This window comes from Alteromonas sp. G5_S2_22_S1 (genome assembly GCF_054968525.1).
The window spans coordinates 192,614-217,362 of the sequence record NZ_JBQKUJ010000001.1 but is presented as its reverse complement, the minus strand read 5'-3'; the positions used below and the strand labels follow the sequence as shown (position 1 = coordinate 217,362).

At 44.6% G+C, this 24,749-nt stretch carries 19 protein-coding genes and 3 tRNA genes; 14 read left to right on the top strand and 8 right to left on the bottom strand.

The window, feature by feature from the left end:
- Positions 1–26: 26 nt before the first annotated feature.
- Positions 27–1,208, top strand: a complete 1,182-nt coding sequence (locus ACTRWF_RS01040) for an acetyl-CoA C-acyltransferase (protein ID WP_012518227.1) — start codon at positions 27–29, stop codon at positions 1,206–1,208.
- A gap of 9 nt (positions 1,209–1,217) precedes the next feature.
- A complete protein-coding gene (locus ACTRWF_RS01035; protein ID WP_020745823.1) occupies positions 1,218–3,017 on the top strand; it encodes an acyl-CoA dehydrogenase C-terminal domain-containing protein in 1,800 nt (599 codons plus the stop codon).
- A gap of 363 nt (positions 3,018–3,380) precedes the next feature.
- On the opposite strand, the gene ACTRWF_RS01030 is transcribed toward ACTRWF_RS01035, so the two are convergent.
- The 4 genes from ACTRWF_RS01030 to ACTRWF_RS01015 form a co-directional block, all read right to left on the bottom strand.
- Positions 3,381–3,779 (bottom strand): DUF3718 domain-containing protein, encoded by a 399-nt coding sequence (locus tag ACTRWF_RS01030; RefSeq protein WP_287151120.1) that lies wholly within the window; start codon positions 3,777–3,779, stop codon positions 3,381–3,383.
- Between the two features lie 243 nt (positions 3,780–4,022).
- A complete protein-coding gene (locus tag ACTRWF_RS01025; RefSeq protein ID WP_015067039.1) occupies positions 4,023–4,421 on the bottom strand; it encodes a DUF3718 domain-containing protein in 399 nt (132 codons plus the stop codon).
- A 317-nt stretch (positions 4,422–4,738) separates the two neighbouring features.
- Positions 4,739–5,695 (bottom strand): sugar-binding transcriptional regulator, encoded by a 957-nt coding sequence (locus ACTRWF_RS01020; RefSeq protein WP_278382889.1) that lies wholly within the window; start codon positions 5,693–5,695, stop codon positions 4,739–4,741.
- A complete protein-coding gene (locus ACTRWF_RS01015; RefSeq protein WP_287151653.1) occupies positions 5,688–6,362 on the bottom strand; it encodes an HAD family hydrolase in 675 nt (224 codons plus the stop codon). Before ACTRWF_RS01015 ends, ACTRWF_RS01020 begins: the two co-directional genes overlap by 8 nt.
- A 475-nt stretch (positions 6,363–6,837) precedes the next feature.
- On the opposite strand from ACTRWF_RS01015, the gene ACTRWF_RS01010 reads away from it, so the two are divergent.
- Positions 6,838–8,553, top strand: coding sequence for a purine-cytosine permease family protein (locus ACTRWF_RS01010; RefSeq protein ID WP_015067042.1), 1,716 nt, complete (start codon positions 6,838–6,840; stop codon positions 8,551–8,553).
- Positions 8,554–8,563: 10 nt separating this feature from the next.
- Positions 8,564–10,081 carry a mannitol dehydrogenase family protein gene (locus ACTRWF_RS01005; protein WP_287151651.1) on the top strand — a complete coding sequence of 506 codons (1,518 nt, stop codon included), beginning with the start codon at positions 8,564–8,566 and terminating at the stop codon, positions 10,079–10,081.
- A 155-nt stretch (positions 10,082–10,236) separates the two neighbouring features.
- Here the strand turns inward: ACTRWF_RS01005 and ACTRWF_RS01000 are convergent, their stop codons facing one another.
- Both ACTRWF_RS01000 and ACTRWF_RS00995 read right to left on the bottom strand, forming a co-directional pair.
- On the bottom strand, positions 10,237–10,629 hold the full coding sequence (locus tag ACTRWF_RS01000; protein ID WP_012518242.1) for a DUF3718 domain-containing protein: 393 nt from the start codon (positions 10,627–10,629) through the stop codon (positions 10,237–10,239).
- A gap of 217 nt (positions 10,630–10,846) precedes the next feature.
- On the bottom strand, positions 10,847–11,749 hold the full coding sequence (locus ACTRWF_RS00995) for a LysR family transcriptional regulator (RefSeq protein ID WP_015067045.1): 903 nt from the start codon (positions 11,747–11,749) through the stop codon (positions 10,847–10,849).
- Positions 11,750–11,981: 232 nt separating this feature from the next.
- On the opposite strand from ACTRWF_RS00995, the gene ACTRWF_RS00990 reads away from it, so the two are divergent.
- Positions 11,982–12,431 (top strand): MaoC family dehydratase, encoded by a 450-nt coding sequence (locus ACTRWF_RS00990; RefSeq protein ID WP_020743444.1) that lies wholly within the window; start codon positions 11,982–11,984, stop codon positions 12,429–12,431.
- A 158-nt stretch (positions 12,432–12,589) separates the two neighbouring features.
- On the opposite strand, the gene ACTRWF_RS00985 is transcribed toward ACTRWF_RS00990, so the two are convergent.
- Both ACTRWF_RS00985 and ACTRWF_RS00980 read right to left on the bottom strand, forming a co-directional pair.
- Positions 12,590–12,754: an entericidin A/B family lipoprotein gene (locus tag ACTRWF_RS00985; RefSeq protein ID WP_012518245.1), complete on the bottom strand. Its 165-nt coding sequence runs from the start codon at positions 12,752–12,754 to the stop codon at positions 12,590–12,592.
- 18 nt (positions 12,755–12,772) lie between these two features.
- Complete coding sequence (locus tag ACTRWF_RS00980) at positions 12,773–13,759, bottom strand: mechanosensitive ion channel family protein (protein WP_015067047.1); 987 nt, start codon at positions 13,757–13,759, stop codon at positions 12,773–12,775.
- A 419-nt stretch (positions 13,760–14,178) separates the two neighbouring features.
- Between ACTRWF_RS00980 and ACTRWF_RS00975 the strand changes: the two genes are divergently transcribed.
- The 9 genes from ACTRWF_RS00975 to nusA all read left to right on the top strand — a co-directional run bounded on the left by ACTRWF_RS00975 (position 14,179) and on the right by nusA (position 24,746).
- Positions 14,179–16,884, top strand: a complete 2,706-nt coding sequence (locus tag ACTRWF_RS00975) for a TonB-dependent receptor domain-containing protein (protein WP_462834962.1) — start codon at positions 14,179–14,181, stop codon at positions 16,882–16,884.
- Positions 16,885–17,074: 190 nt separating this feature from the next.
- The gene (locus tag ACTRWF_RS00970; protein WP_012518248.1) at positions 17,075–17,377 is read left to right on the top strand and encodes a 4a-hydroxytetrahydrobiopterin dehydratase; all 303 of its coding nucleotides are present in this window, start codon (positions 17,075–17,077) and stop codon (positions 17,375–17,377) included.
- A gap of 202 nt (positions 17,378–17,579) precedes the next feature.
- Positions 17,580–17,656 (top strand) — tRNA-Met (locus tag ACTRWF_RS00965).
- 53 nt (positions 17,657–17,709) lie between these two features.
- Positions 17,710–17,786: transfer RNA gene (locus tag ACTRWF_RS00960), tRNA-Met, on the top strand.
- Positions 17,787–17,840: 54 nt separating this feature from the next.
- Positions 17,841–17,917 (top strand) — tRNA-Met (locus ACTRWF_RS00955).
- Positions 17,918–18,085: 168 nt separating this feature from the next.
- Complete coding sequence (locus tag ACTRWF_RS00950) at positions 18,086–21,421, top strand: MHYT domain-containing protein (protein ID WP_462834961.1); 3,336 nt, start codon at positions 18,086–18,088, stop codon at positions 21,419–21,421.
- Positions 21,422–21,435: 14 nt separating this feature from the next.
- Positions 21,436–22,437: a response regulator gene (locus tag ACTRWF_RS00945; RefSeq protein ID WP_015067050.1), complete on the top strand. Its 1,002-nt coding sequence runs from the start codon at positions 21,436–21,438 to the stop codon at positions 22,435–22,437.
- A gap of 308 nt (positions 22,438–22,745) precedes the next feature.
- Positions 22,746–23,204, top strand: coding sequence for a ribosome maturation factor RimP (gene rimP / locus ACTRWF_RS00940; RefSeq protein ID WP_462834960.1), 459 nt, complete (start codon positions 22,746–22,748; stop codon positions 23,202–23,204).
- A gap of 45 nt (positions 23,205–23,249) precedes the next feature.
- Positions 23,250–24,746 carry a transcription termination factor NusA gene (nusA, locus tag ACTRWF_RS00935; protein ID WP_024016208.1) on the top strand — a complete coding sequence of 499 codons (1,497 nt, stop codon included), beginning with the start codon at positions 23,250–23,252 and terminating at the stop codon, positions 24,744–24,746.
- Positions 24,747–24,749: the final 3 nt, after the last annotated feature.

Genomic DNA, 24,749 nt, shown 5'->3' with positions numbered 1-24,749 from the left:
TTTGCGCAATACGAAGGAACAGTAATATGCGTGATGCAGTAATTGTAAGTACAGCACGTACACCAATAGGCCGTGCCTATAAAGGCGCACTAAACAACTTACCCGCGCCGTCGTTAGGTGGTCATGCCATTGAAAATGCGGTATCTCGTGCGGGTATTGACCCTGCTAGCGTAGATGACGTCATCATGGGCGCAGCGCTCACACAAGGCAGCGGTGGTATGAACATCGGCCGGTTAGCCGGGCTTGCCGGCGGCCTTCCTGTTACGGTTGCGGGTATGACCCTTGACCGTCAATGTAGTTCAGGTATGTACGCCATCGCTACAGCAGCAAATGCTATTCGTACTGGCGATACCAACATTATGGTAGCCGGTGGTTTAGATTCTATTTCACTGGTACAAAACAAGAACATGAATATGTTCCGTGCCGTTGACCCTGCACTTGTTGCTAAGCACAAAGATATCTACATGCCGATGCTTCAAACCGCTGAAGTGGTAGGCAAGCGTTATAACATTAGCCGCGATGTACAAGATGAGTACGGCTACCAAAGTCAAATGCGCACAGCAGCAGCGCAAGAGGCCGGTAAGTTTGACGACGAAATTGTACCTATTACAGCAGTTCAAGCGGTGTTCAATAAAGAAACGGGTGAAACCTCTGAGCGCGAAGTCACCTTGTCTAAAGATGAAGGTAATCGCCCAGAAACTACTCTTGAAGGTTTGAAAGCGTTAAACCCTGTTATTGAAGGCGGCTGCATTACAGCTGGCAACGCGAGCCAGCTTTCAGACGGCGCAAGTGCAACAGTTATTATGGATGAGCAGTCAGCAGCGAAAGGCAGTGCTCAGCCACTTGGTATTTATCGCGGTATTGCAGTGGCAGGCTGTGAACCTGATGAAATGGGAATTGGCCCGGTATTCGCCATTCCTAAGCTATTAAAGCAGCATGGATTAACCATGGACGATATCGGTCTATGGGAACTTAACGAAGCATTTGCAGTACAGGTACTCTACTGCCGCGACAAGTTAGGTATTCCAGACGAATTATTAAATGTAAACGGCGGTGCCATTTCTATTGGTCACCCATACGGCATGAGCGGTGCTCGCATGGTGGGTCACGCACTCATCGAAGGTAAACGACGTGGTGCGAAATATGTAGTTTGCACCATGTGTATCGGTGGCGGCATGGGCGCTGCTGGTCTATTTGAAGTTATATAGGTATTGGGTATGGAAGGTTATAAAGCTCCACAACGTGACGCCATGTTTGTAACACATGAGCTACTAAATTATCAAAATCACTATCAGAAGCTGGGATTCGAAGAAGCGTCTGAAGACTTAGTGTCTGCAATTTTTGCAGAAGCTGCTAAGTTCTCTGAAAACACGCTTGCACCTATTAACGCATCAGGCGATGAAGAAGGGTGCAAGTGGGTTGATGGCGAAGTAACGACGCCGAAAGGCTTTAAAGAAGCGTATCAAACCTACGTAGAGGGTGGCTGGCCAAGTATGTCTCACCCAGAAGAATTTGGTGGTCAAGCGCTACCATATTCATTGTCTTCTATCATTGCTGAATGGTTCTCAGGCGCGAACCACTCGTGGGCCATGTACCCAGGCCTTAGTCAGGGCTGTATGGAAACATTAAAAGCCCACGGTACTGAGTTGCAGCAAAAAATGTTTCTTGAAAAACTGGTAAGCGGTGAGTGGACAGGCACAATGTGTCTAACCGAAGCGCACTGTGGCTCAGACTTAGGCATGCTGAAATGTCGCGCCGAGCCTCAGGAAGACGGCAGCTATAGCTTAACGGGCACAAAGATTTTTATCTCTGCCGGTGAACACGATATGTCTGAAAATATCGTACACATCGTGTTGGCTCGCTTGCCTGACGCACCAGAGGGCACTAAAGGTATCTCGCTATTTGTGGTGCCTAAATTCAATGTATCTGAAGAAGGCGAAAAGCAAGATAGAAATGCAGTTGCGTGTGGCAGTATTGAACACAAAATGGGCATCAAGGCCAGCGCAACGTGTGTTATCAACTTTGACGGCGCAAAAGGTTTCTTAATTGGCCCACCAAACCGTGGCCTAAATTGCATGTTTACCTTTATGAATACAGCACGTATTGGTACTGGTCTAGAAGGTCTTGCGGCATCGGAAGCGTCATTCCAAGGTGCGCTGCGCTACGCGAAAGATCGCATTCAGTTTCGCTCAATGACCGGGCGTAAAAACCCAGATGGTCCGGCCGACCCGATTATCGTGCACCCTGACGTGCGCCGTATGCTATTGACGCAAAAGGCGTTTGCTGAGGGAAATCGTGCGCTTGCCGCTTATTGCATGCAAATGGTTGACGTTACCCTTTACGGTGATAATGCGGCCGAGAAACAAGAAGCTGAAGCTAAACTTGCTTTCTTAACGCCTATTGTAAAAGCGTTTTTAACCGAAACGGCACAAGAATCAACCAGCTATGGCATGCAGGTTTACGGTGGACATGGCTTTATCAAAGAGTGGGGCATGGAGCAGCTAGCGCGTGATACGCGTATTTGTACCATGTATGAAGGGACTACTGGTATTCAAGCGGTAGACTTATTAGGCCGCAAAGTAATGGGCTCTAACGGTGAGTTGCTTAATGTATTTGTACAAGAAGTACGTGACTACTGTAACTCGCTTCGCGACAACGCCCAATTTAGTGCCTGGACTAATGCCCTGAGTTCTCACCTTGACGAATGGCAGCAAATTACTATGGATATTGGTAAAGCCGCCGCGTCAAACCCAGATGAAATAGGTGCGGCGTCTGTTGACTACCTGATGTACTCGGGTTACGTCACCGTGGCTTACTTCTGGCTTAAAATGGCAGTGAAGGCACAAGAGCAACTCGATGCCGGTAGTACAGAAACTGAGTTTTACCAGAGCAAGATCTTAACGACGGGTTTCTACTTTGACCGCTTGTTAACACGTACTCGTTCTCTTGTTTCTGCAATGCAATCAGGCGCTGACAACTTGATGTCTATGCCAGAGAGCATGTTTGCTATCGAGTAATGCCATAGTAGTTAAACGAGCAATAAAACTCGTGCGCAGGTAAAAGTGCGCACGACAAGCCGAGCAAATAGGTAACCAAGTTTTTTGGATACGTTATTTAGCTCGGTTTTTTTGTTTTTGAAGATAAGAAAGGTATCTATGACCTCATTGACAAAAACTCAGCAGTGAATAGCAGCCACGATACCCATTGGTACGCCGAAACTTTACAAAGTTAGTATTAAAAAGGCCGGATAGGTAAAGGCAAAGAGAATGACTTTTTTAGGGAGTAGAAAGGGGTGAGGCCCCAAAAAGGGGCCTCCAGTGCGGCATCCTGCCGCTACCATGTTGAACTGGTGTATCACATGGTGTGACTTAATTGTTTTATTAGATTCTACCGTTAAGCTCAGCTGAAATTGGTGAGCTTTGAAGGCCTTGCTCTGCAATCCAAGCTTGAAGAGTCTTGCCGTCAGCTTCAGGTGCCGCTAGGTCTTTACTTGGCATTTTCTTTACAAGTAGTGTACCTACGTCCACTGCGTTGTTAGTAATGGCCGTGCGGATAAGGCTTTGACCGTTACAAGAAATACCTGAGTAGTAATCGCGAAGCTTAAGCTTGTAATCTGACTGTACGCTACGCATTTTTTTGCGTAGTTCGCCTTTGTCATCTGCCTGTACAATAGTACAGATGTTCGCAAGGGCTTCGTTAATGTCATTCGCTTGCGCTGCGTTAGAAAAAGCTAAAGTAGATGATGCAATTACTAGAGAAGTTTTAACGATTTTCAACATGGTTAAATTCCTTCGTTTGTTGTTTTTAAGATTATGTTTGTTCGTTGAGATGTATTTAACCTCAAACTAAGTAATTGAAAAACATGTTGTAAAATAACAGGGTATACCAAAGTATACCTTTGGGTTTGGGCGGGGGGATGAAGCGGAATTAGCCCAATAAAAAAGGCCCCGTAGCAGTGGGGCCTTCGAATGCAGCTATTGCTGCAACCATGTTGAATGGGCTCACATGGTAATGTGAATAGCTTAAATTCTATCGTTAAGTTCGGCAGAGATAGGAGAGCTCTGTAAGCCTTGTTCTGCAATCCAAGCCTGAAGAGTCTTACCGTCGGCTTCTGGCTGGGTCAAATCCTTACTTGGCATTTTTTTCACCAATAGTGTGCCTACTTCAACAGCATTGTTGCTTAAAGCTGTTCTAATAAGACTTTGTCCGCCACACGAAACACCAGAGTAGTAATCGCGAAGTTTTAACTTAAAGTCAGATTGCACACGACGCATTTTTTTGCGCAGTTCACCTTTGTCGTCTGCTTGCACAATGGTACAAATGTTGGCTAGCGCTTCGTTTACATCGTTTGCTTGCGCTGTATGTGAGAAAGCTAAGGTAGACGCTGCTATGACTAAAGAGGTTTTAACAATTTTCAACATGGTTAAATTTCCTTCGTTTGTTTGATTAAAAGTTTTGCTTGTTGGAATTAATTAAAAAACAACCAGGTTGAGTAAAAAACATTCATTCGAATAACAAGGTATATCAGTCAATACCTTATACTAAAGATGTAAGTAGAGTGGAATTTGCTGTTAGCCTTTAGTATTAAAGGGGTAGAGGCGATGACGGAAGGGGAAATGGCTTGCTCGATAAAGCAGCAGAAAAAGCGCAAAAAAACAGCGCTTCACTGTTTTTTTTGCTTTTTCTCAGCGACTTTCGATATGAATTTTGAAAAAAATCGCTTCAATTTTAAGTCGTGCTATGCATCAAGTAATGCTGACGCCGTGCGCTCTGTAGTGATTAACCCGTTTAAAAATTTAGAGCGAAGCGCACCTCTAATGGCATTGAATTTGTTGTCTCCCGCAGCAATACCAATAACGGGTTTCTCTGGGGTGGCTTTAAGTTTAACGCTCGTTACCCGTTGGTTAATGTCGCACTTGATCAATGCGCCCTCTTCGTTAAACACCCAGCTGATAATTTCGCCGCAAGCGCCTGAGTCGGCTAGAATGCCTAACTCGTCGTCGTCAATGAATCCGTCTTTATATAGCGGAGATACGCTGCCTAGGTTGCCTATGCCTACAAAGCTGATATCAGCCTGTTCGGCCAACGAATGAATGCGAGATATATGCTTTTGTTGATGCCATACACCTCGTTCCTCTTTGCTCGAAGCAATGACCGGCGTTGGCATAGGGTAGTGCTGGGCTTTTAATCGGTCAGCAACATGTACCGCCACGTCGTAACGGGTCGCTTCTCCATTTTCAGCTATATTACCGACGAGAGAAACAATTTTATGTTGCGGGCAGTGCAATAACGATAACTCATCCGCACAAGCACGAAGCACTCTTCCGGTGCCAAATGCTATGGTTTGCGGAGCGTCGTGTTTAAGTGCGCGTTCTATAGCTGCCGCGCCGGCCTGTCCCAGCCCTTGTGTAGAGTTAGGGTCGTCATCTACATTTGGCACGATATCGCAAAATGTCAGCCCAAACTTTTCTCGTAGCCCTTGCGCTAATTCCATGCATCTGGCGATAGGGTGTTCCAAGCGCACTTTAACCAGCCCTTCTGACATAGACAGTGCGACCAGTCTTTGCGCACTTTGACGGGAAGTTTTAAGGGTTTTCGCTATTTCGTCCTGTGTTTTTCCGCCCACATAATACATCCATCCCGCTCTGGCCGCTTCATCCAGTTTGTTGAGTTCGTTTTGTGCTTTCTTACTCATGTTTTTTTCTCGTATTAAATAAGTCAGGGAACCGTGTTGTAAACCCGTCCCAAGAAGCAATGGTGTGCTCGTGGTGTTCTACTAGGTTACGTATATGAGTACCGCCTGTGTACTGAAGGTAGCGCATACCGGCGGCTTTTGCCCCCGCCAAGCCTGGCTGGGAGTCTTCAATCACTAAACAGGTGCGTGGGCTGCAATTAAGTGCATTGGCGGCATAAAGAAATAAGTCTGGCGCTGGTTTACCTCTGCTTACCAATGAGCGGGTAAATATACGGTCGTTAAAATAGGTAATTAGGCCAGTACTTTTTAATGCTTTTTCGGTTCTCTCTGGTGAACTGCTTGTCGCCACGCAAAAGGGGACACGCAACGAAGAGAGAACATCTATAATGCCTGACGTTGCAGTTAGGTGGCGTTCAAAGGCGTGAAAAAGCAGTGTATGAAACTCACCTTCCAGAGAAGGGGTCAATGAAAGCGCAAAATCCTCTTCTATTTTGCTCCTTACATGCTCCATGCTTTTGCCTAGAAAGTTTTCGATAAAATACTGCTTAGTGAGTGCAATATCATAATTCGCTAAAACCGAATTCCACGCCTGCACAGACAGCACTTCGCTATCTATAAGTACACCATCACAGTCAAAAATAACTAAATCAATGTTATCAGTTCGCAAGAATCACCCTTAATGCATTTACCATATTTTGCCTTATTCCATACTTTCCTACGCAATACCTGTTCAATGATTACAAGGGAAATAAAAAGCACCCCTTGAATATTTGCTTAAGTGTAAAGTAATTGATGCCAACGTTTCTACCGTTAATTTAATGCGCCAATCGCGATAACGCTGTTTTACGTAAACTCGCTGAAATTACTCAATGTATTAACAATACCATTTTATATCTTCGTTATTTACTTCAAAGAGATACCCCTAAGGGAAAAGGCTGACGTACATTTGTTGAGCAATTTTGTCGTGTTAAAAATTTAACGCATAGCGACTTTATTTTGTTAATTCGTGTTTACAAATGAAAGGGTATGTGCAAATATTCACGTAAATGAGATATGTCTCACAAGTTGGGCAATTGCTCCATCTGCATTGTCGCTACAAAGACACAACAAAGAGATATCCACCTACAACAAGAGATTTGAAGATGAAGTCAACGTCGAGCGATATTGATATTTCAAAAGTAAGCGACGAGCAACTGCCGGTCGCAAAGCATAAACTTAAAGGCTGGAAGCACTTTATGGGCTTGTATGCCGGTGAACACGTTGCGGCCACAGAGTTTGTTTTCGGTGCAACGTTTGTCGCCTTAGGCGCCACCATGACCGACATCTTGTTAGGCTTACTTATTGGTAACCTACTGGCTGTTTTGAGCTGGACACTTATCACTACACCTATAGCTGTTGAAACCCGTCTAAGCTTGTACTCCTATCTTCAGAAGATAGCGGGTGATTCAATGACCAAGCTCTATAACTGGGCGAATGTGATCATATTCACCGTTATTTCCGCTGCGATGATTACCGTATCAGCCACTGCCGTTCGATTTGCGTTAAACATTCCAGCGCAGTTGAACTGGTACCCGACTAATTTAGCATTTGTTGCTGTTGTGTTGGCTGTGGGCGTTATTGTTGTGTTTGTTGCCATGTACGGTTTTAACGCTGTGTCGGACTTCTCTCGTATTTGTGCCCCTTGGCTTTTCACTATGTTTATCTGTGGTCCACTTATTCTTATGCCTGCATTGGCAGAATCTGTGATAGGACAAACATTCTTAACGTCGTGGAACGACTTTATGCATATCGGCAGTACGTCGGTGTGGACCGGTTTAACGCAAAGCGGTGAGCCAGGAATTGGCTTATTAGAAGTTATTGGGTTCTCTTGGGCAGCAAATACCATCACGCATTTTGGCCTTATTGATATGGCGCTACTACGCTTTGCGAAACGCAAGCGCTACGGTCTTTGCACCTCAGCAGGCATGTTGTTTGGCCACTATATCGCATGGATCTCAGCGGGTATTATGGGCGCGGGGACTGCGGTTATTGTGCAGAAATCTATTGTAGAACTTGATCCAGGTGACGTGGCATTCCACGCGTTAGGTCTCTCTGGTCTTGTTATTGTTATCGTTGCCGGCTGGACTACCGCAAACGCTAACCTTTATCGTGCCGGACTTGCTGCACAAGCTATTTTTAAAGATAAATCACGTACTAAAACCACTGCTATAGTTGGTATGGTTACCGTAGCCATCGCGTGCTTCCCATTCGTATTTACTAAGTTGCTGCCACTTTTAACTTATGCCGGGCTGCTTGTTGTTCCAGTCGGTGCAATAGTCTTCGCTGAGCATATGATTTTTCCTCGCATTGGGTTTACACGTTACTGGGCCCATTATCAAAGCCTTACCCATAGCACACCCGCTGTTGCAAGCTGGGGCCTAGGACTTGTGTTCGGCTTTGGGTTAAATGCGTTAGATGTTATTTCATTCTATTACCTGTTTATCCCTACATGGTTCTTCACAATAGCCGTATATACCGTGCTTGCTGCTAAATATGGCGCGAAAGAAGAATACCCTGAGCAACAAGCGCAAGTGAAGGCCTTTGACGAGCGTGTTGAAGAACACCAACAGCAAGAAGCGGCGTTAGAAAGCGACCACGTTGAGGATATCAGCGCCGCAACTAAATTATTGCGCCTTACTTCTGTAGCTAGCTTACTTGTGTCCATCGCGCTAGCAATTAAAACGTTTTCTCTTAGTGACACGCTTGCCGTGTACGAATCGAACCGTGATTTATTTTTCAACATAGGGTTCGCGTGCACCGTTATCTATTTCGTTACTGCGTATTGGGCGATGCGTCGCCAGAAAGCGCTACAAAGCTAATAAGGTTTTTATGCAATCTCAAACGCCAATTTTATTAAACAGAGCTAACTTGCCATCCTTGCCTGCTGACGTTAAGCGTCCAGCTTATGATGTGGAGAATGTTCAAACGGGTATTGTTCACATCGGCGTGGGTGGGTTTCATCGTGCACATGAAGCCATGTATGTAGACAGATTAATGGCCAAGACCGGTAATTTGTCGTGGGGTATTTGTGGTGTAGGCCTTCGTGAAAACGACCGAGCAATGAAAAAAGTGTTCGATGAGCAAGACAATCTTTACACATTGGTTGAAAAGCACAATGACGGGTCGCGCTCTGCGTCAGTGATAGGTGCGATGACTGGTTTCTTAATGGCGCCAGATAATCCTCAAGCTGTCATTGATAAAATGTCTGAGCCTGAAGTGCGTATCGTTTCTTTAACCATCACTGAAGGTGGTTATAACTTTGATGCATCTACAGGTGAGTTTATTACCACTAACCCAGATGTGCTTCACGACATCGAAAATCCGAAAAGCCCTAAACTGGTTTTTGGCTACTTGGTTGCTGCAATCAAAAAGCGCAGAGAAAACAACGTTAAGCCCTTTACGGTTATGTCGTGCGACAATATTCAGCACAACGGTCATGTGTTGAAGAAGATGTTGCTAGCTTATATTGAGTTATTCGACCAAGCATTAGCGCAGTGGGTTAACGAGAACGTCAGCTTTCCTAATTCTATGGTAGACAGAATTACGCCTGCGACTACAAGCGAAGATATAGTAATGCTTAAAGCACAAGGGGTAGAAGATAGCTGGCCAGTAGTATGTGAGCCTTTCAAGCAGTGGGTTATTGAAGATGACTTTTGTAATACTAAGCCACAGTTTGATGAAGTGGACGCACAATTTGTTAGCGATGTAGCGCCTTATGAAAAGCTGAAACTACGCATGCTAAATGCTGGGCATTCAGTACTAGGGCTAGTGGGTTCAGTTGCCGGACTTGATACTATCCATGAGAGTGTAGAAGCTGCGCAATTAAAACAGCTATTGTCTATCTTTATGGAAAAAGAGGTGATGCCAACCCTAGATGAGGTTGAAGGCATTGATGTATTTGATTATCGCGATACGTTAATCTCTCGCTTTTCAAATCCTTTTATCAAAGATACCTTGGCGCGTATTTGCTTAGAAAGTTCAGCCAAGCTGCCAGTGTTCTTGCTGCCTACGGTACGAGATAACTTAGTAGCTGGGCGTGATGTAAGTATTAGTGCCTTCGTTGTCGCGTGTTGGTCGTATTATTCAGATAAACACGCGTCTCAAGACGGAAAGCCGCTAGAAATTAACGACGTATTGTCTGGTACACTTCATCGCGCTGCCCAGCAAAATGAAACAGACAGCTTAAGCTTCTTGAAGATAGAAGAAGTGTTTGGCGAGCTTGCTCAGCAAGAAAAATTTGCTGATGTCTACAAGGCATTCCTTGAGCGTGTTTATCAAAATGAGCCTGTACTTTCGATAAGCGAAGCACTTTCGGAAGAAAAGCTAGCGGTGTCTAAGGCCAGTTAGGTATTAGTTACTAATTAATAAACAAAAGGAGAGTTGATATTAACTCTCCTTTTTTCTTTTCATCTTGAAAAGAAAAAAGCGACCCGGAGGTCGCTTCTTAAAGTGCAGATTACTCTGCAACCATGTTGAACTGATTCACATGGCGTGAAAGGGGGTTACAGTCTGTCGTTAATTACCGCTGCAATTGGGTTGTCTTGCAAGCCGTTTTCGGCAACCCATGCTTGCAGTGTTTTACCGTCTGCTTCAGGCGCATTTAAATCGCTCTTGGGCATTTTCTTAACCAGTAGCTCACCAGCTTCTACTGCGTTACTTAGCAGAGCCGTACGAATTAGGCTGTTACCACTGCAGCTAATGCCAGAGTAATAATCTTTAAGCTTCATACGATAATCTGATTCAACTGAACGCATCTTCTTACGAAGCTCGCCTTTATCGTCAGCTTGTACAATAGTGCAAATGTTTGCTAGCGCCTCGCTTACATCTGCGTGTGCCATACCTGACATGCCAAATGTTGCTGCAATAACAAGAGAAGTTTTAACGATTTTCAACATGGTTAATTCCTCAAGTAAGTTGTTTGAATATTCGTTCGTTGGAAACGATTAAACAATATTCATGAGAGGTTAGAAACGCCGTAATCGATACTTAGGTATGTGGCTTAATAACTGACATAGCACGCTAAATGAGCACGCTAAATGAGTGCGCTAAATAAGCACGTTAAATAAGCGCAATAAAAAAGCGCTCTGGGTGAGCGCTTTTAGGCAGGGTGGGCTAGTGTGGCTTAAAATTACTTGCCACTTCCATAATTTGTTCACGCATCCACATATGGGCGTAGTCGTGGTCTGCGCTAACATGCCAATACAAATAATATTCGACCGGCGGCAGGTCAAAGGGCATTTCGTAAATCGCAAGATCGTAATGCTTTGCTAAGTGAAATGGTAAACAAGCGATTAAATCGGTTTTCACTATGGTACTGGGTACTGTCAAAAAGTGTTGCCCACGCATGACTTCTTTTCTTCTTTTGCCCATTTTGTCTAGCGCTACGTCAATAGGGCCTGCGCCCGATTTGCGTTGCGATACGTTAATATGCCCAAGACGAAGAAAGGTATCTAAGTCCAGCCCGTTTTTTAGGGCAGGGTGATTTTTACGGGCTAATACAACAAACCTGTCTTGTGCAATTTTCTCTTTACACAAGTGTGGGTCGGTAAACGTAGACGCGTCAGCGAAGAAGTCCAGCGTACCCGCTGCCATTGCGGATACCACCTGACTGCGCGGAATTTCGTAGTTTGTTAATCCAATATTCGGCGCTAAGTTTTGAAGGCGAGAGACTAAGCGAGGCATTATGCTCGCCTCTAGTAAATCGCGGCTAGCAAAGTTGAAGGACTTTTCAGCGGTAAGCGGGTCGAAGGTATGGCTTTCTTGAACACTCTTGCGTAACAATGCAAGGGCCTGACGCGCAGGAACAATAATGTTTTGAGCTACTGGTGTAGGTGTCATGCTATGCCCAGTACGCACGAAAAGCGGGTCATTAAGCATTTCTCTTAGTCTTGCTAATGAATTACTCACCGCGGGTTGAGTAATACATAGTACGTCTGCTGCCTTGGTCAAACTGCCTGCCGTGTAAATGGCATCAAATACGGCAAACAAATTTAAATCGATTCTATTGAGATTCATAACTAATCCTTTACGAGCGAATGCTCTGAAAAAAAGCCAATAGATGAAGAAGCGCTGTGTTTGTAACAGCGTGTATTAAAGCAATATATGAATGCATTGCTATATAGCATCTACGATAAATTTACGTTAGTGTAACAAGAATATTTATAAATACCTATTATTAAAAGTTAATTGAAACATTCAAGTGAATAATAGTAGGTTGGTCGTGTATGAATGGAGAGTGGACGTAAAAATGAAAACGCTTTTGGATTTATCGGTAGGGGATTTACTTGAGCAGCCTGAATGGCTAACCGTAACTCAAGACATGATTAATCAGTTTGCTGACGCAACCGGTGATCACCAATGGATTCATCTTGACGGGGCACGTTGTGAAAAAGAGAGCCCGTTTAAAACCACCATAGCTCACGGTTTTCTAAGCGCTAGTTTGATGCCAAAGGCCTTTGCCGAAGTGGTATCACCGAGCGAACGCATAGCCTCTATGATTAATTACGGCATCGATAAGTTGCGCTTTCTAGAGCCAGTGAAATGCAACGATTCGCTCAAGTATCAATTTAAACTGATTGACGTGACTGAAAAGCCGCAAGGCAAGCTCTTTAAAGTTGAGGCTAGCTGCCTTTTAAAATCGAGCGGTAACCCAGCGCTTGTAGGCAGTTTTTTAATGTTAGCGATACTTAAACCCTAGCTCAAGCTATATGCAGGGCCATGGCAATAATGGGCATATTAATGAATTTTCACTGTTTTGGTGAAAACTAAGCACAAAAAAGCCTGATGAAGAACGCATCCTTCATCAGGCTATTGTTGATAGTAGAGAACTCTGTACCTAATTCACATAATTGGCACTTAGTTCGATGCCTCTTGCGCTCCTTCTTCTACCGCTTCACCGGCGCTTTGAATATCTTCGCCAGCGCCTTCGATAGTAGCGCAACCACCTAAGCTTCCGATACTCGCTGCAAAAATCAGTGCTAAAAATGCGTGTTTACGTGTAGTTGAATTTAACATTTCCATTTGTTTCTCCTTTGGTTTTTACTCTTCATCGACGTGACTTGACCCGTCGCTCGCCTTTTCGCCAGCAGAAGACTGCGGCGAGGTTGAACTATGGCTATTTGCTTTCGATTCATCTCGATCGATAAGCATGGTGTTTAATTTATCGCTGCCCTTAGCATTAAAATCCAGCGTTCTGATTGGGAACGGTATAAGTATGTCATTATCTTCAAGCACCGTTTTAACCGTGGTAATGGCATCGTGACGAACTACCATAAAGCCCGGCTCTCCCGGATATCGAATCCAAAACCACAGCAGAAGGTTGATACTAGAATCGCCAAAAGACTCGGCATACACCGCGGTTTCTTCTTTCTTGATAACGTAGTCCTTTTCGTTCATCGCATCCGTAATCACTTTAGCGGCTTGTTCAATATCGTCGGCGTAGGATATACCCACAGGCACTTCTATTCTTCGGTAACCTAAATACGAATAATTAGTCAGGATGTTGCGGAACAAAATTTTGTTTGGAATAACCTCTAGCTGGCCGTAAAAGGTTTCCACCAACGTATTTCTAAGGTTTATTTCCTTAACATTTCCAAACACCCCTTCAGCTTCAATAACATCACCAATATCAAAGGGCTTTCTAATACCCATCGCTACGCCAGCAATGAAGTTTTCTGTCATGTCTTGAAAAGCAAAACCAATCGCTAACCCTACAATACCAGCACCTGCAAGTAGTGATGTAACAGTGCCTTTAAGACCGACGAAATCTAGAGCAATGAAAATGCCGGCAACAAGTACAATCGCTTTAATAATAGAGGTAAGAAGGCCAGCAATTTGTCGGGACTCAAACGTACGTCGCATTAGTTTACCTGCGACGTTGCCCACAACTTTAGCTATGACCCCAAATACAATAGCAATAAGAAATGCGACAACTATATTTGGTAGTAGGGTAATGCCACCCTCTATCCAGCTTTCTAACTTTTCACTTAAAAGCTTATATACCTCGTCTACTTTCGGAAACTCCATAAACCTCATTCACCTGTTGTGGGCCTGTTCTTGATGAATCAAATTTCGTTCCTCTAAATGCTAATTCTTATGCGATTGAATTTTATGAAGTTAGTTTAGGTGTGTAGGTGGGCCGTTGTAGAGGTAGTGTATAAATTACCTAATCAATGAAACATATACTCAGTGGAATATTAGGAAGTATCTAGATTTTAAATACGATCTTATCCAAAAGTCTATCTGGTCTGACCATGTGTAAAATTAATGTAAACATATTATTCACAATAAATTTACAAAGGTGGAAATCGGGCATAGTATCAATTGAGTAGGCCATCACTTGATGTGACCTATCACAATAACAACACAAAATCGAACAGCCTGTTGCTAGCGGAAAGTGTGGGTAGTAGTGCCGGTAGTGATAAGCCCAGATTTGGAATCACACTATGAAATTTAAAACGCGTAAGACCGCAGTTGCCGCTATGGTTGGCACTGCTTTACTTTGCTCACCTTATTTAGTTTCAGCACAAGAAACTGACGCAGATAAAGAGCAAGAAGCAAAGAAAGACGTTGAACTTATTTTAGTTACCGGCAGTTTCGTACGCCGAAGCGAGAACTTCGAATCTCCATCACCGCTGGCCGTTGTTGATAGCGTGGCTATTGAAGCAATTGGCGCAAAGAATATTGCTGACATTACACAAACACTTACCATTAACACAGGTGCTGAAAACAACCCAGACGCGTTTACGCAAAACGCGACTGCTGGCACATCTAATATTAACCTTCGGGGCCTTGGTGTTGCCTCGACCTTGGTCCTGCTAAATAACAAGCGCCAAGTAGTTACCGCTCAGCCCACTAATGAAGGCCTCAACTTTGTAGACACTAGTTCATTAGTACCTATGATTGCCATCGACCGCATGGAAGTAGTGAAAGATGGAGCATCAGCCCTTTACGGTTCTGACGCGGTTGCCGGTGTAGTTAACTTTATTACTAAACGAAACTACGACGGTGCAATGGTAAGCGTTGATTATCAAGATGGGGCCCATGGCGATAATAAAGAGTATATTCTACAGGGGTTGTGGGGAGCTACTGGAGACAACGGAAGCGTACTTGCTGCAATCAGCTATACCAACCGCTCGCCACTGTTTTTAAGCGATAGACGCTTAAGTCGTCCGCAAGATGACACCAGTGCCCTAGGAAATCCTGGCTCTTATTTTTTGAATATTCCTGGCGCGGGTCCACTTCCAATAATTGATCCATATGGATGTGAAGAGTTCGGCGGCGCGCCAGATCTCAGAGCACCTAGCGGCACGATTCCCGGCTTAGAAGTAGGCTTTTGTGGCTTCGATTTTGGTGAATTTTATTCGTATGTTGCCGATGAAAGTCGAACCAATGCCTATTTTCGCGCCGATTATGAGTTTGATAACGATATAACATGGACAGCGGAATTCAGTACCGCAAGAAACCGTGCAGAGCGGGGTGGAGCACCAAGCTTCCCTATCTTAACTTCGCCCATCGTTCCTGATTATCACCCGCAAAACCCGTTTGGCCAGTCTGTGGCCTTTTTCGGAAGAGCAGAAGGAAACGGCTTTGAAGGCGACCCAGCGAATACCGAATCTGACACCCTTCGTTTTAGCACCAGCTTACAAGGTGTCACCGACACAGGGTTCTGGGAAGTAAGTTATACCCGAGCAGTGAACGATTTTGTGTTCAGAGTGCCTGATGTATTAAACACAGAGTTCCAGCTGGCACTTTATGGCCTTGGCGGTTCGAACTGTGATCCTATAGCAGGGTCGCCCGGGGTAGGGAATTGTGAGTTCTTTAATCCGTTTGCTACCTCTTATACATCTGCCCCCAATTCTGATTATGTTGTTAGTTCATTTACGGGCACAGAGGTAATTGATTCTAAAGCTGACTTAGAAGTCTTCGAAGCTTTCACTTCGTTTGATGTCTTTGAAATGGGCGGTGGATTTGCGGCTTTGGCGCTAGGAGTGCAGTATCGAGAGAACCAGCTTAGTCAAGATTATGATGACTTGGCGAATCAAGACAGCTTCACCTTCGTGATTGGTAACCCCGATATTGATGGTAGCCAAGACGTATGGGCGGCGTTTGGTGAATTAGCCTTACCTATTAACGACGAATTAGACGTTCAGCTTGCCGTGCGTTATGAAGATTACGGTGGCTCAATAGGTAGTACTGTCGACCCGAAACTCGCGGTCTCGTGGCGCGCAACCGATGAATTCTCGTTCCGTGGATCAATTTCTACCTCATTTAGAGCGCCTACGGTCTTCCTAGCGCAAGGCGGGGCTACGTCGTTACAGCAGTTAATTGACCCTGTTCAAGGGGCCGTCACTTTTGTTGCGGTGCGAACGTCGGGTAATGAAGATTTGAAACCTGAAGAATCTACCGCATATAACATTGGCTTCTCTTACGAGCCATTCAGAGATTTTTCTATAGAAGTTGATTATTGGAATTTTGAATTTGAAGACTTGATCATTCAGGAGAATGCGCAAGCGGTACTCAATGAAGACCCGACGAATCCTGACCGAGTCATTCGCGCGGGCGATCCGTTGACCGGCCCAGCGCTTCAGGTGAACAATACCTATGTTAACGCAAGCTCACTTGAAACATCGGGTCTCGATTTTGTGACCAGCTATAAAATTGAAACCGACTTTGGTAGCTTCACGCCGTCACTTAATGCTACCTATATTACTAAATATGACCTTATGGACCCACAGGCAGGTAATATAGACGGCGCAGGGCGTCGTAACTTTAACAACATAGGAGTATCTTCCCCTGAGCTGCGCGCGAATTTAGGCTTGGCTTGGAAGAATGACATCCATGCTGCCAATGTCTTCTTGCGCTATATTTCGTCGTATGACGATGACCAAAACTGTGATGACGGCACAGCTAACCTAGGCGGTTGTGCGGGCGGATTTTACGAAGTGGATAGCCACCTAACGGTTGATGCGCAATATAACATTGACCTTGGCGGTCTTTATGATACTGAGCAGAGTTACGTGTTAACCCTTGGTGCAATCAATATGTTTGATGAAGAACCCCCTCAGCTATTTACCAATAGTGGTTTTGACTCAAAAGTTCACGACCCGCGAGGCCGACAAATCTATGCGCGTTTAGCTATTGAGTTTTAACGCTTAACGTTGCACCTATAAAGTCGACCTAGTGAGTCACAACGCTAGGTCGGCTTTTTTAATTGCTTGTAAACTATTTCCTCCACCTTGCGCTTTCCTAATAGCGCGCAATGACTTCTAATCTTTCAACGTTTCATTAAAGTAGTAAGCTCACGTGTCAATCAATTTATGTTATTTCAAGGAACGCGCTATGGCTACAAAACTGGTAGAAAGTGAAATTGAGAATAAACTTGAAGCACTAAACGCTCTGATAACTGATGACACCCCTTGGGAGCGCAGTGGTGATAGCATTAAAAAAACATTTACGTTTAAAAGCTTTATTCGGGCGTTTGGGTGGATGTCGCAAATGGCTATTTGGGCTGAGAAGCTAAAGCATCATCCAGAATGGTTTAACGTTTACAATAAAGTAGAAGTAACTTTGACCACCCATGACGCCGGTGGATTGACTGAACTGGATTTCTCGCTTGCTGAAAAAATGGAAAAATTTAAATAACTTAGCGCGTGTGCTTTGTAAAAGGTGCTAATCAGCAGCATATTCGTATTAACTTTGAGCATGTTGGTCAATTAAACTGCGAACAGTCAGAAAAATGAAATATTTCGCACCTTTGTACTTGTGTTGAGAAAGTCCCTATGTATAATACGCACCACGTTGAAGCGAGGCATTAAACGAAACGCTTCAAACGTATATTTTCTGGCGCGGGATGGAGCAGTCTGGTAGCTCGTCGGGCTCATAACCCGAAGGTCGTAGGTTCAAATCCTGCTCCCGCAACCACAGAAAATAAACCAGAATTTCAAAGCTTTGCAATGCAAGCTTTACCGTACAATCGCGGGATGGAGCAGTCTGGTAGCTCGTCGGGCTCATAACCCGAAGGTCGTAGGTTCAAATCCTGCTCCCGCAACCATATTTATATAGCCAGAATTATAAAGCATCGCAACACCATGCTTTACCGTACAGTCGCGGGATGGAGCAGTCTGGTAGCTCGTCGGGCTCATAACCCGAAGGTCGTAGGTTCAAATCCTGCTCCCGCAACCACATTAAAAACCCAGCATTTGCTGGGTTTTTTCTTTTTCGCCTTTTAATTATTCCTTCTATATTTTTTAGCACAATATTCTCAACAAGTAACTACACTATAGAAATGTGTATGCTAAATTGATTTATCGCCACTAATAACAATTAACTAGAAGGTAGTTTGGCCGCGTTATGATATCTCGCTTTTTTACGTTTGAAGAAAGCGCCACTTTGCTAGAGGGCGCCTACCACTTTCCCCTCGTAGTATTGTCTCTTTTAGTCGCAATATTTGCATCATTTATGGCGTTTAATGTCGCAGGACAAGCTGCCGTTACAACCGATCACCTTCGCCGGAATACGCTATTGGGAACGGGCAGTATTGCGCTTGGTGGCGGCATTTGGTCTATGCATTTTTTGGGTATGACCGCGTTTGATTTGTGCGTACCTGTTGAATATGACCCCCTTATCACGGGGCTGTCGGCCCTGCCGGGCATTGCGGCGGCATGGGTAGCGCTGAATTTACTAATTAAAACCCGCATCAGTGTGAGTGAAGTTATTCTTGGCGGTGTATTGGTAGGCGCTGGTATTGGTACTATGCACTACAGTGGTATGGCGGCAATGGAAATGGCACCTTTGCTGCGATACAACTTACCTATGTTCGCGCTGTCCATTATAGTAGCAGTTCTTCTTGCCATGCTTTCACTTTGGATTAAGTTTGGAATAAGAGCGGCAACGAAGTCTAAAAAGCTTCTGGGTAAACACGTTTTACTAGCTAGTGTAGTTATGGGGTGTGCTATTGCAGGAATGCATTATACCGGCATGGCCGCAGCGCGTTTTGTTTTGCCGCTTGGTATGGAAACCTCTGCTCAATCATCAAATATCGCGGTCTTTTTGGCCGTATCAATAGCAATAGTTACGCTTATACTTATTACTATGGTGTTGGGTATCAGCCTGTTATTCAAATACCGTGACGTTATGGTACGGGCAATCGAAAGCGAACGAATTCAAAGAGCAATAACCGACACGGCAGTAGATGCCATCATGACTGTCAATGATAAAGGCATCATAAAAACGGCTAACCCTGCCGTAGAACATATTTATGGTTATAAGCCTGATGAACTCATTGGGCTTCACGCGTCTGAAATTGTTCCTCATGAAAGGCGCCACCTTTACGACGATGACTTTTTTAGTCAACGGGTTGTGCCCACTGAGCAAATTATTGGTACTGGACGTGAAGTAGAAATATTAAGAAAAGGTGGTGAAAAGATACCGGTTCGCCTCGGTGTGGGGTATACGAAAATTGATGGAAAGCCGGTTTTTGTTTCGTTTGCTTCCGATTTGCGCAAACGTAAAGAAATAGAAGATGCACTTCGTGAAAGTGAGGCTAAGTTTAGAAGTTTGATTTCTAATATTCCGGGAGTAGCGTATCGCTGTCTGAATATGCCTGGCTGGCCAATGGTATTTATTAGTGATGCAGTTACAGAAGTAACGGGTTATTCACCCGAAGATTTTGTATTGCCAGACCCAAAGCGTTCTTTTAGTGACCTTTATCATCCTGACGATGTGGAAAGGCTTTGTAATGTAAACAGCGACGGGGGCCCGTTCTCCTATGAATATCGCATTGTTGCAAAATCAGGCGAAGTTAAATGGGTAACGGAGCACGGCGTTCATGTTAAAGATGAAGATGGCAACGTGCTTTACGTAGATGGGTTTATCTCTGATATCACTCAAAGACGTGTAATGGAAGATGAGCTTAAAGCCGCGAAAGAAAAGGCAGAGCAGGCTGCCGCAGCCCGCACGGCCTTTTTAGCAAATATGAGCCATGAAATTCGTACACCCATGAACGCGATTATTGGCTTTAGCGACCTCATGTTAGGCGAGGCCTTACGAGACGAACAAAAATCTCATCTCACTACAATTAATCGTTCGGCGCGCTCCCTGCTTCACCTACTCAATGATATTTTGGACAGTGCTAAGTTAGATAAAGGAAAGCTTGATCTAGACTATCGCGACTTCCTTATACGTGAAGAATTAGACCTTGTTGTATCGACCTTTTGGTTAGAAGCTAAACGCAAAAAGGTCGACCTAGTACTTAACGTGGATGCGTCGGTTGCCGATGGTTACCGAGGTGTACCAGAGCGCATGCGGCAAGTACTTAACAACCTGATTGGCAATGCCGTGAAGTTTACGCACGAAGGCAAAGTAGAAATAGCGGTAAGAAGTGAAGGAGAGCTTGTTTACTTTGATGTTTCAGATACCGGCATTGGGATGACGAAAGCGCAGTTGGACAAGGTCTTCGACCCGTTCTCTCAATCCGATGCGTCGATGAGTAGAAAGTATGGGGGGACCGGGTTAGGTACCACGATTTCAAAACAGCTGGTAGAGCTGATGGGCGGCAATATTTGTGCAACCAGTGAAGAAGGGAAAGGGACGACCTTTACCTTTCGGCTACCGTTAGAAGTTGTTGCGTTAGATGAAACGAGCAAGGCTGATGCGGATGCAAAAATAACGCATATCGAGTCTACACTGAATATTCTGGTAGTGGATGATGTTCAGCAAAATATTGAGTTACTTTCATTACTGCTTAAACGCTCAGGGCACAAGGTAGAGACGGCAACAGACGGTTTGATCGCACTTGAAAAAATGCGCGCACAGTCTTTTGATGTGGTGTTGATGGATTTACAAATGCCTAACCTCGATGGTTTAGAGGCAGCTAAACAACGTCGACTTTATGAAAAAGATCAGGGATTACCTGCAACGCCTATCATCGCACTTACTGCAAGTGTGCTCGTTCAAGATAAGCATGAGGCAGAGCAAGCCGGTATGGAAGGATTTGCTAATAAGCCTGTGGATTTCTCCTTATTAATGGAAGAGATTGTGCGGGTACTTAACCTGGAAACTGAGCAGGTGAAAGTGTCAGAAAACGCGCTGCCAACGCATCATCGCGCATCTACACTCAGTGTTGAAAAGCATATTTTAGATATCAATAAGGCCATTGATTTGTGGGGCAACGAAGATACGGTGCTCCAAGAGGTCGATAAATTTACCTCTTCTTGTCGAGATAAAATAGATGCGCTGATGAGCGCTGCAATTAGGGAAGATTACAAAGCGGTAGCAGCTTTAGCACATGGATTGAAAGGCACGTCTGGGAATTTATGTTTAACCACGTTTTTCCGCACCACGCGAGATATAGAGTCTCAAGCGTTGAAGTCACACGTTGATATAGAAAACATTAATGTATTAAGAGGCGCGTTAGATAAAATTGAATTAATGTTGAGCGAGTCGCCCTTGTACGCTGAGGATGCTATAAATGAAAGCATCGACAACGAGCTGTTACTTAGCCATTTAATGTCGCTGCTTGAAAGCGTTGACAAAAATATGGTGGATGAAGAAGAGTTGGCTTTCCTGCGTGAAGTAGGGTGTTCTAGTCATAAAGAACAAATAACGCAAATCATATTAGATATAGACGATTTCGAATTTGAACTCGCGCATGAACGGATTTCGTTAATGATAGAAGAGTTAAAGTAGCCATGGGACAGGGCATGTTAGATATTGATATTGAAAAACCCACTTTATTGCTTGTAGACGACGAGCCTGTCAATCTCCGCGTTTTAAAGCAACTACTCGCCAACGATTATCAGCTTATTTTTGCGAGAAATGGCGAGGAAGCGCTCAAATTAGCGCCAAGCAGACAGCCAAATTTAATTTTACTGGATGTCATGATGCCAGGTTTAACGGGCTTTGAAGTATGCAGACAGTTAAAGCAGCAAGATAATACAAAGCAGATACCTGTTATATTCGTCACCGCGTTAAATGATGAGCAAGATGAAACACAAGGTTTTGACGCTGGCGCAGTAGATTATATTACTAAGCCTATTTCACCCGCTATAGTAAAAGCGCGGGTTAAAACTCACCTAAGCTTGGTCCAAGCCGACGAGTTGCTCGACAGCCGTTTACAAGTTGTACAGCGCCTCGGTAAAGCAGCTGAGTATAAAGATAATGAGACGGGTATGCATGTCATGCGTATGAGTCATTATTCGAAAGAACTGGCGCTGGCTTATGGCCTATCAGAGAAGCAAGCTGAGATTCTGCTTCATGCAGCCCCTATGCATGACATAGGTAAAATAGGCATTGCAGACAGTATCATGCTTAAGCCTGGTAAATTGACCGATGAAGAATTTGCGACCATGAAGCACCACCCTGAGATAGGGGCTGAAATCATTGGTGATTGTGGTGACTCGGTTTTATTAAAAGTCGCTAAATCGGTGTCTTTAACCCACCATGAAAAATGGGATGGTACCGGTTATCCCAACGGGCTAGCAGGCGAGGATATTCCTATTGAAGGCCGAATTTGCGCTCTTGCAGATGTGTTTGATGCCCTAACCAGTAAGCGCCCTTACAAAGACGCTTGGAGTATCGAAAAAACTATCGACTTTTTAGAGAGTCAACGAGGCAAGCATTTTGAGCCTCGTTTAGTTGATTTAATGATCGAAATAATGCCGAAAATTCTCGACATTAAAGCCACCTTCAAAGACGAAGACTAAGTATTGGCTGTTGCTTAATGCGCCGCCTATACGTATAATGGACACATTAAGTGATGAGCGCGGGCTCCCTCAGAGTTCAGAAATGAGTGTTCAGGAAAGTAACGCCCTCATCCATAGCAAGCTATCACCTAACGGTGGTTTTACCCATAAGTTTGCAACTGCCCTTGTTGGCAGGTATGGGTTCAGAATTTTAATAAAAGCCCCGCTAGTCCGGGGCTTTTTGTTGTATTAAAACCTGGAGTCAGCCTCGCTGAGCCGGGTGATGACAGGTGGGCTTTAGGCCCTTTTTTCGTTTTTGGAGGTTTGCATTGGCAAAACTTGAAGAGAAGCTAACCGAAATGCTAGAACCAGGTGTTGAAGCACTTGGATTTGAGTTGGTTGGCATCGAGTTTGTACGAGCGGGGAAACATTCGATTCTTCGCGTTTTTATTGATCATGAAAACGGGATTACCGTAGATGATTGTGCAGATGTAAGTCATCAGGTTAGCGCAATTTTGGACGTTGAAGATCCAATTAGCACTGAATATAACTTGGAAGTGTCATCACCGGGTATGGACAGACCGCTTTTCAAAGAAAAGCATTACATCGAGTCTGTGGGTGAAGTGGTTCAGGTTCGTTTGTCTATGCCGATGGACGACAGACGCAATTTTAAAGGCAAAGTACTTGCGTGCGAAGACGGCATGGTAAGTATTGAAGTGGATGGCCAGCAGTTCCAGTTAGCTGTGGCGAATATCGAAAAAGGTAACGTTGTTCCCACGTTCGATTAACGGAACAGCTCTGCTTTCATCGACGAAAGCAAAAGTGAGGCGAAAATGAATAAAGAAATTTTGTTAGTGGCGGAAGCCGTTTCAAATGAAAAACAAGTGCCTAGAGAAAAGATTTTTGAAGCGCTAGAGTTTGCTATTGCTAGCGCAACAAAAAAGAAAAACGAAGGCGAAATTGAAGTTCGTGTAAGCATCGACAGAACGTCTGGTGACTTTGATACATTCCGTCGCTGGTTGGTTATCCCTGATGATCAAGAACAGGAAAACCCATTTGCTGAAATTACGATTTCTGCGGCGCAAATCGACGAACCAGAGATACAACTTGGCGATTATGTGGAAGAACAGATTGAATCTATCAAATTCGACCGCATAACTACGCAAACAGCTAAGCAAGTTATCGTACAGAAAGTACGTGAAGCTGAGCGTCAGCAGATGATTGCTGAGTACGAAGATAAAGTGGGTGAGTTGGTAACAGGCACGGTTAAGAAAGTTAACCGCGATAACATCATCATCGATTTGGGTAACAACGCTGAAGGTGTTATCTACCGCGATGACATGCTTCCTCGTGAAACTTTCCGTCCTGGTGACCGTGTACGTGGCCTTCTTTACGTGATTCGTCCAGAAGCGCGTGGCGCACAATTATTTATCAGCCGTACGCATCCAGACATGCTAGTTGAACTATTCCGCTTAGAAGTGCCAGAAATTGCGGAAGAAACACTAGAAATTAAATCTGCTGCTCGCGACCCGGGCTCTCGTGCGAAGATTGCTGTTAAAACCAACGATAAGCGTTTAGACCCTGTGGGTGCGTGTGTTGGTATGCGTGGCTCACGTGTACAAGCCGTGTCGGGTGAACTGGGCGGCGAACGTGTTGATATCGTGCTTTGGGATGAAAACCCAGCGCAATTCGTTATCAATGCAATGGCACCTGCTGAAGTAGCATCAATTGTTGTTGACGAAGACAGCAATAACATGGATGTAGCAGTTGAAGCCGATAATCTAGCGCAAGCGATTGGCCGTAGCGGTCAAAACGTTCGCTTAGCAAGCCAGCTAACAGGCTGGGAACTTAACGTGATGACGGTTGAAGACCTCAACAAGAAGCACGAAGAAGAAAACGCGAAGGTACTGAATCTATTTACTGCTGGTTTGGATATTGACGAAGAATTTGCGTCTGTCCTAGTAGATGAAGGCTTTACGACACTAGAAGAAGTGGCATACGTGCCGGCAAGTGAACTTCTAGCGGTTGAAGGGTTAGATGAAGATATGGTTGAAGAGTTGCGCAATAGAGCGCGCGCTTTCTTAACCACGCGTGCACTAGCGAACGAAGAGTCGCTTGAAGGTGCAGAACCTACCGAAGCCTTATTAAATCTTGAGGGTATGAGTAAACACGTGGCTTATGTGTTGGCCAGCCGCGGTGTTACCGACCTAGAGGAATTAGCAGAACAAGGTACCGATGATATCAGTGATATCGATGAACTAGACGAAGAGAAAGCCGGTGCGTTAATCATGGCGGCTCGTAATATCGTATGGTTCAGTGAAGAAGAGTAAGGT

Excerpts from the sequence above, each read along its gene's own strand:
- ACTRWF_RS00970 (WP_012518248.1), top strand. The coding sequence starts at position 17,075 with ATGGCTACAAAACTGGTAGAAAGTGAAATTGAGAATAAACTTGAAGCA.
- ACTRWF_RS01000 (WP_012518242.1), bottom strand. The coding sequence starts at position 10,629 with ATGTTGAAAATCGTTAAAACTTCTCTTGTTATTGCAGCAACATTTGGC.
- ACTRWF_RS01025 (WP_015067039.1), bottom strand. The coding sequence starts at position 4,421 with ATGTTGAAAATTGTTAAAACCTCTTTAGTCATAGCAGCGTCTACCTTA.
- ACTRWF_RS00980 (WP_015067047.1), bottom strand. The coding sequence starts at position 13,759 with ATGGAGTTTCCGAAAGTAGACGAGGTATATAAGCTTTTAAGTGAAAAG.
- ACTRWF_RS01020 (WP_278382889.1), bottom strand. The coding sequence starts at position 5,695 with ATGAGTAAGAAAGCACAAAACGAACTCAACAAACTGGATGAAGCGGCC.
- nusA (WP_024016208.1), top strand. The coding sequence starts at position 23,250 with ATGAATAAAGAAATTTTGTTAGTGGCGGAAGCCGTTTCAAATGAAAAA.
- ACTRWF_RS00990 (WP_020743444.1), top strand. The coding sequence starts at position 11,982 with ATGAAAACGCTTTTGGATTTATCGGTAGGGGATTTACTTGAGCAGCCT.
- ACTRWF_RS01035 (WP_020745823.1), top strand. The coding sequence starts at position 1,218 with ATGGAAGGTTATAAAGCTCCACAACGTGACGCCATGTTTGTAACACAT.
- ACTRWF_RS00945 (WP_015067050.1), top strand. The coding sequence starts at position 21,436 with ATGTTAGATATTGATATTGAAAAACCCACTTTATTGCTTGTAGACGAC.
- ACTRWF_RS00985 (WP_012518245.1), bottom strand. The coding sequence starts at position 12,754 with ATGGAAATGTTAAATTCAACTACACGTAAACACGCATTTTTAGCACTG.
- ACTRWF_RS01005 (WP_287151651.1), top strand. The coding sequence starts at position 8,564 with ATGCAATCTCAAACGCCAATTTTATTAAACAGAGCTAACTTGCCATCC.
- ACTRWF_RS00950 (WP_462834961.1), top strand. The coding sequence starts at position 18,086 with ATGATATCTCGCTTTTTTACGTTTGAAGAAAGCGCCACTTTGCTAGAG.
- ACTRWF_RS01030 (WP_287151120.1), bottom strand. The coding sequence starts at position 3,779 with ATGTTGAAAATCGTTAAAACTTCTCTAGTAATTGCATCATCTACTTTA.
- ACTRWF_RS01010 (WP_015067042.1), top strand. The coding sequence starts at position 6,838 with ATGAAGTCAACGTCGAGCGATATTGATATTTCAAAAGTAAGCGACGAG.
- ACTRWF_RS00975 (WP_462834962.1), top strand. The coding sequence starts at position 14,179 with ATGAAATTTAAAACGCGTAAGACCGCAGTTGCCGCTATGGTTGGCACT.
- ACTRWF_RS01040 (WP_012518227.1), top strand. The coding sequence starts at position 27 with ATGCGTGATGCAGTAATTGTAAGTACAGCACGTACACCAATAGGCCGT.
- ACTRWF_RS00995 (WP_015067045.1), bottom strand. The coding sequence starts at position 11,749 with ATGAATCTCAATAGAATCGATTTAAATTTGTTTGCCGTATTTGATGCC.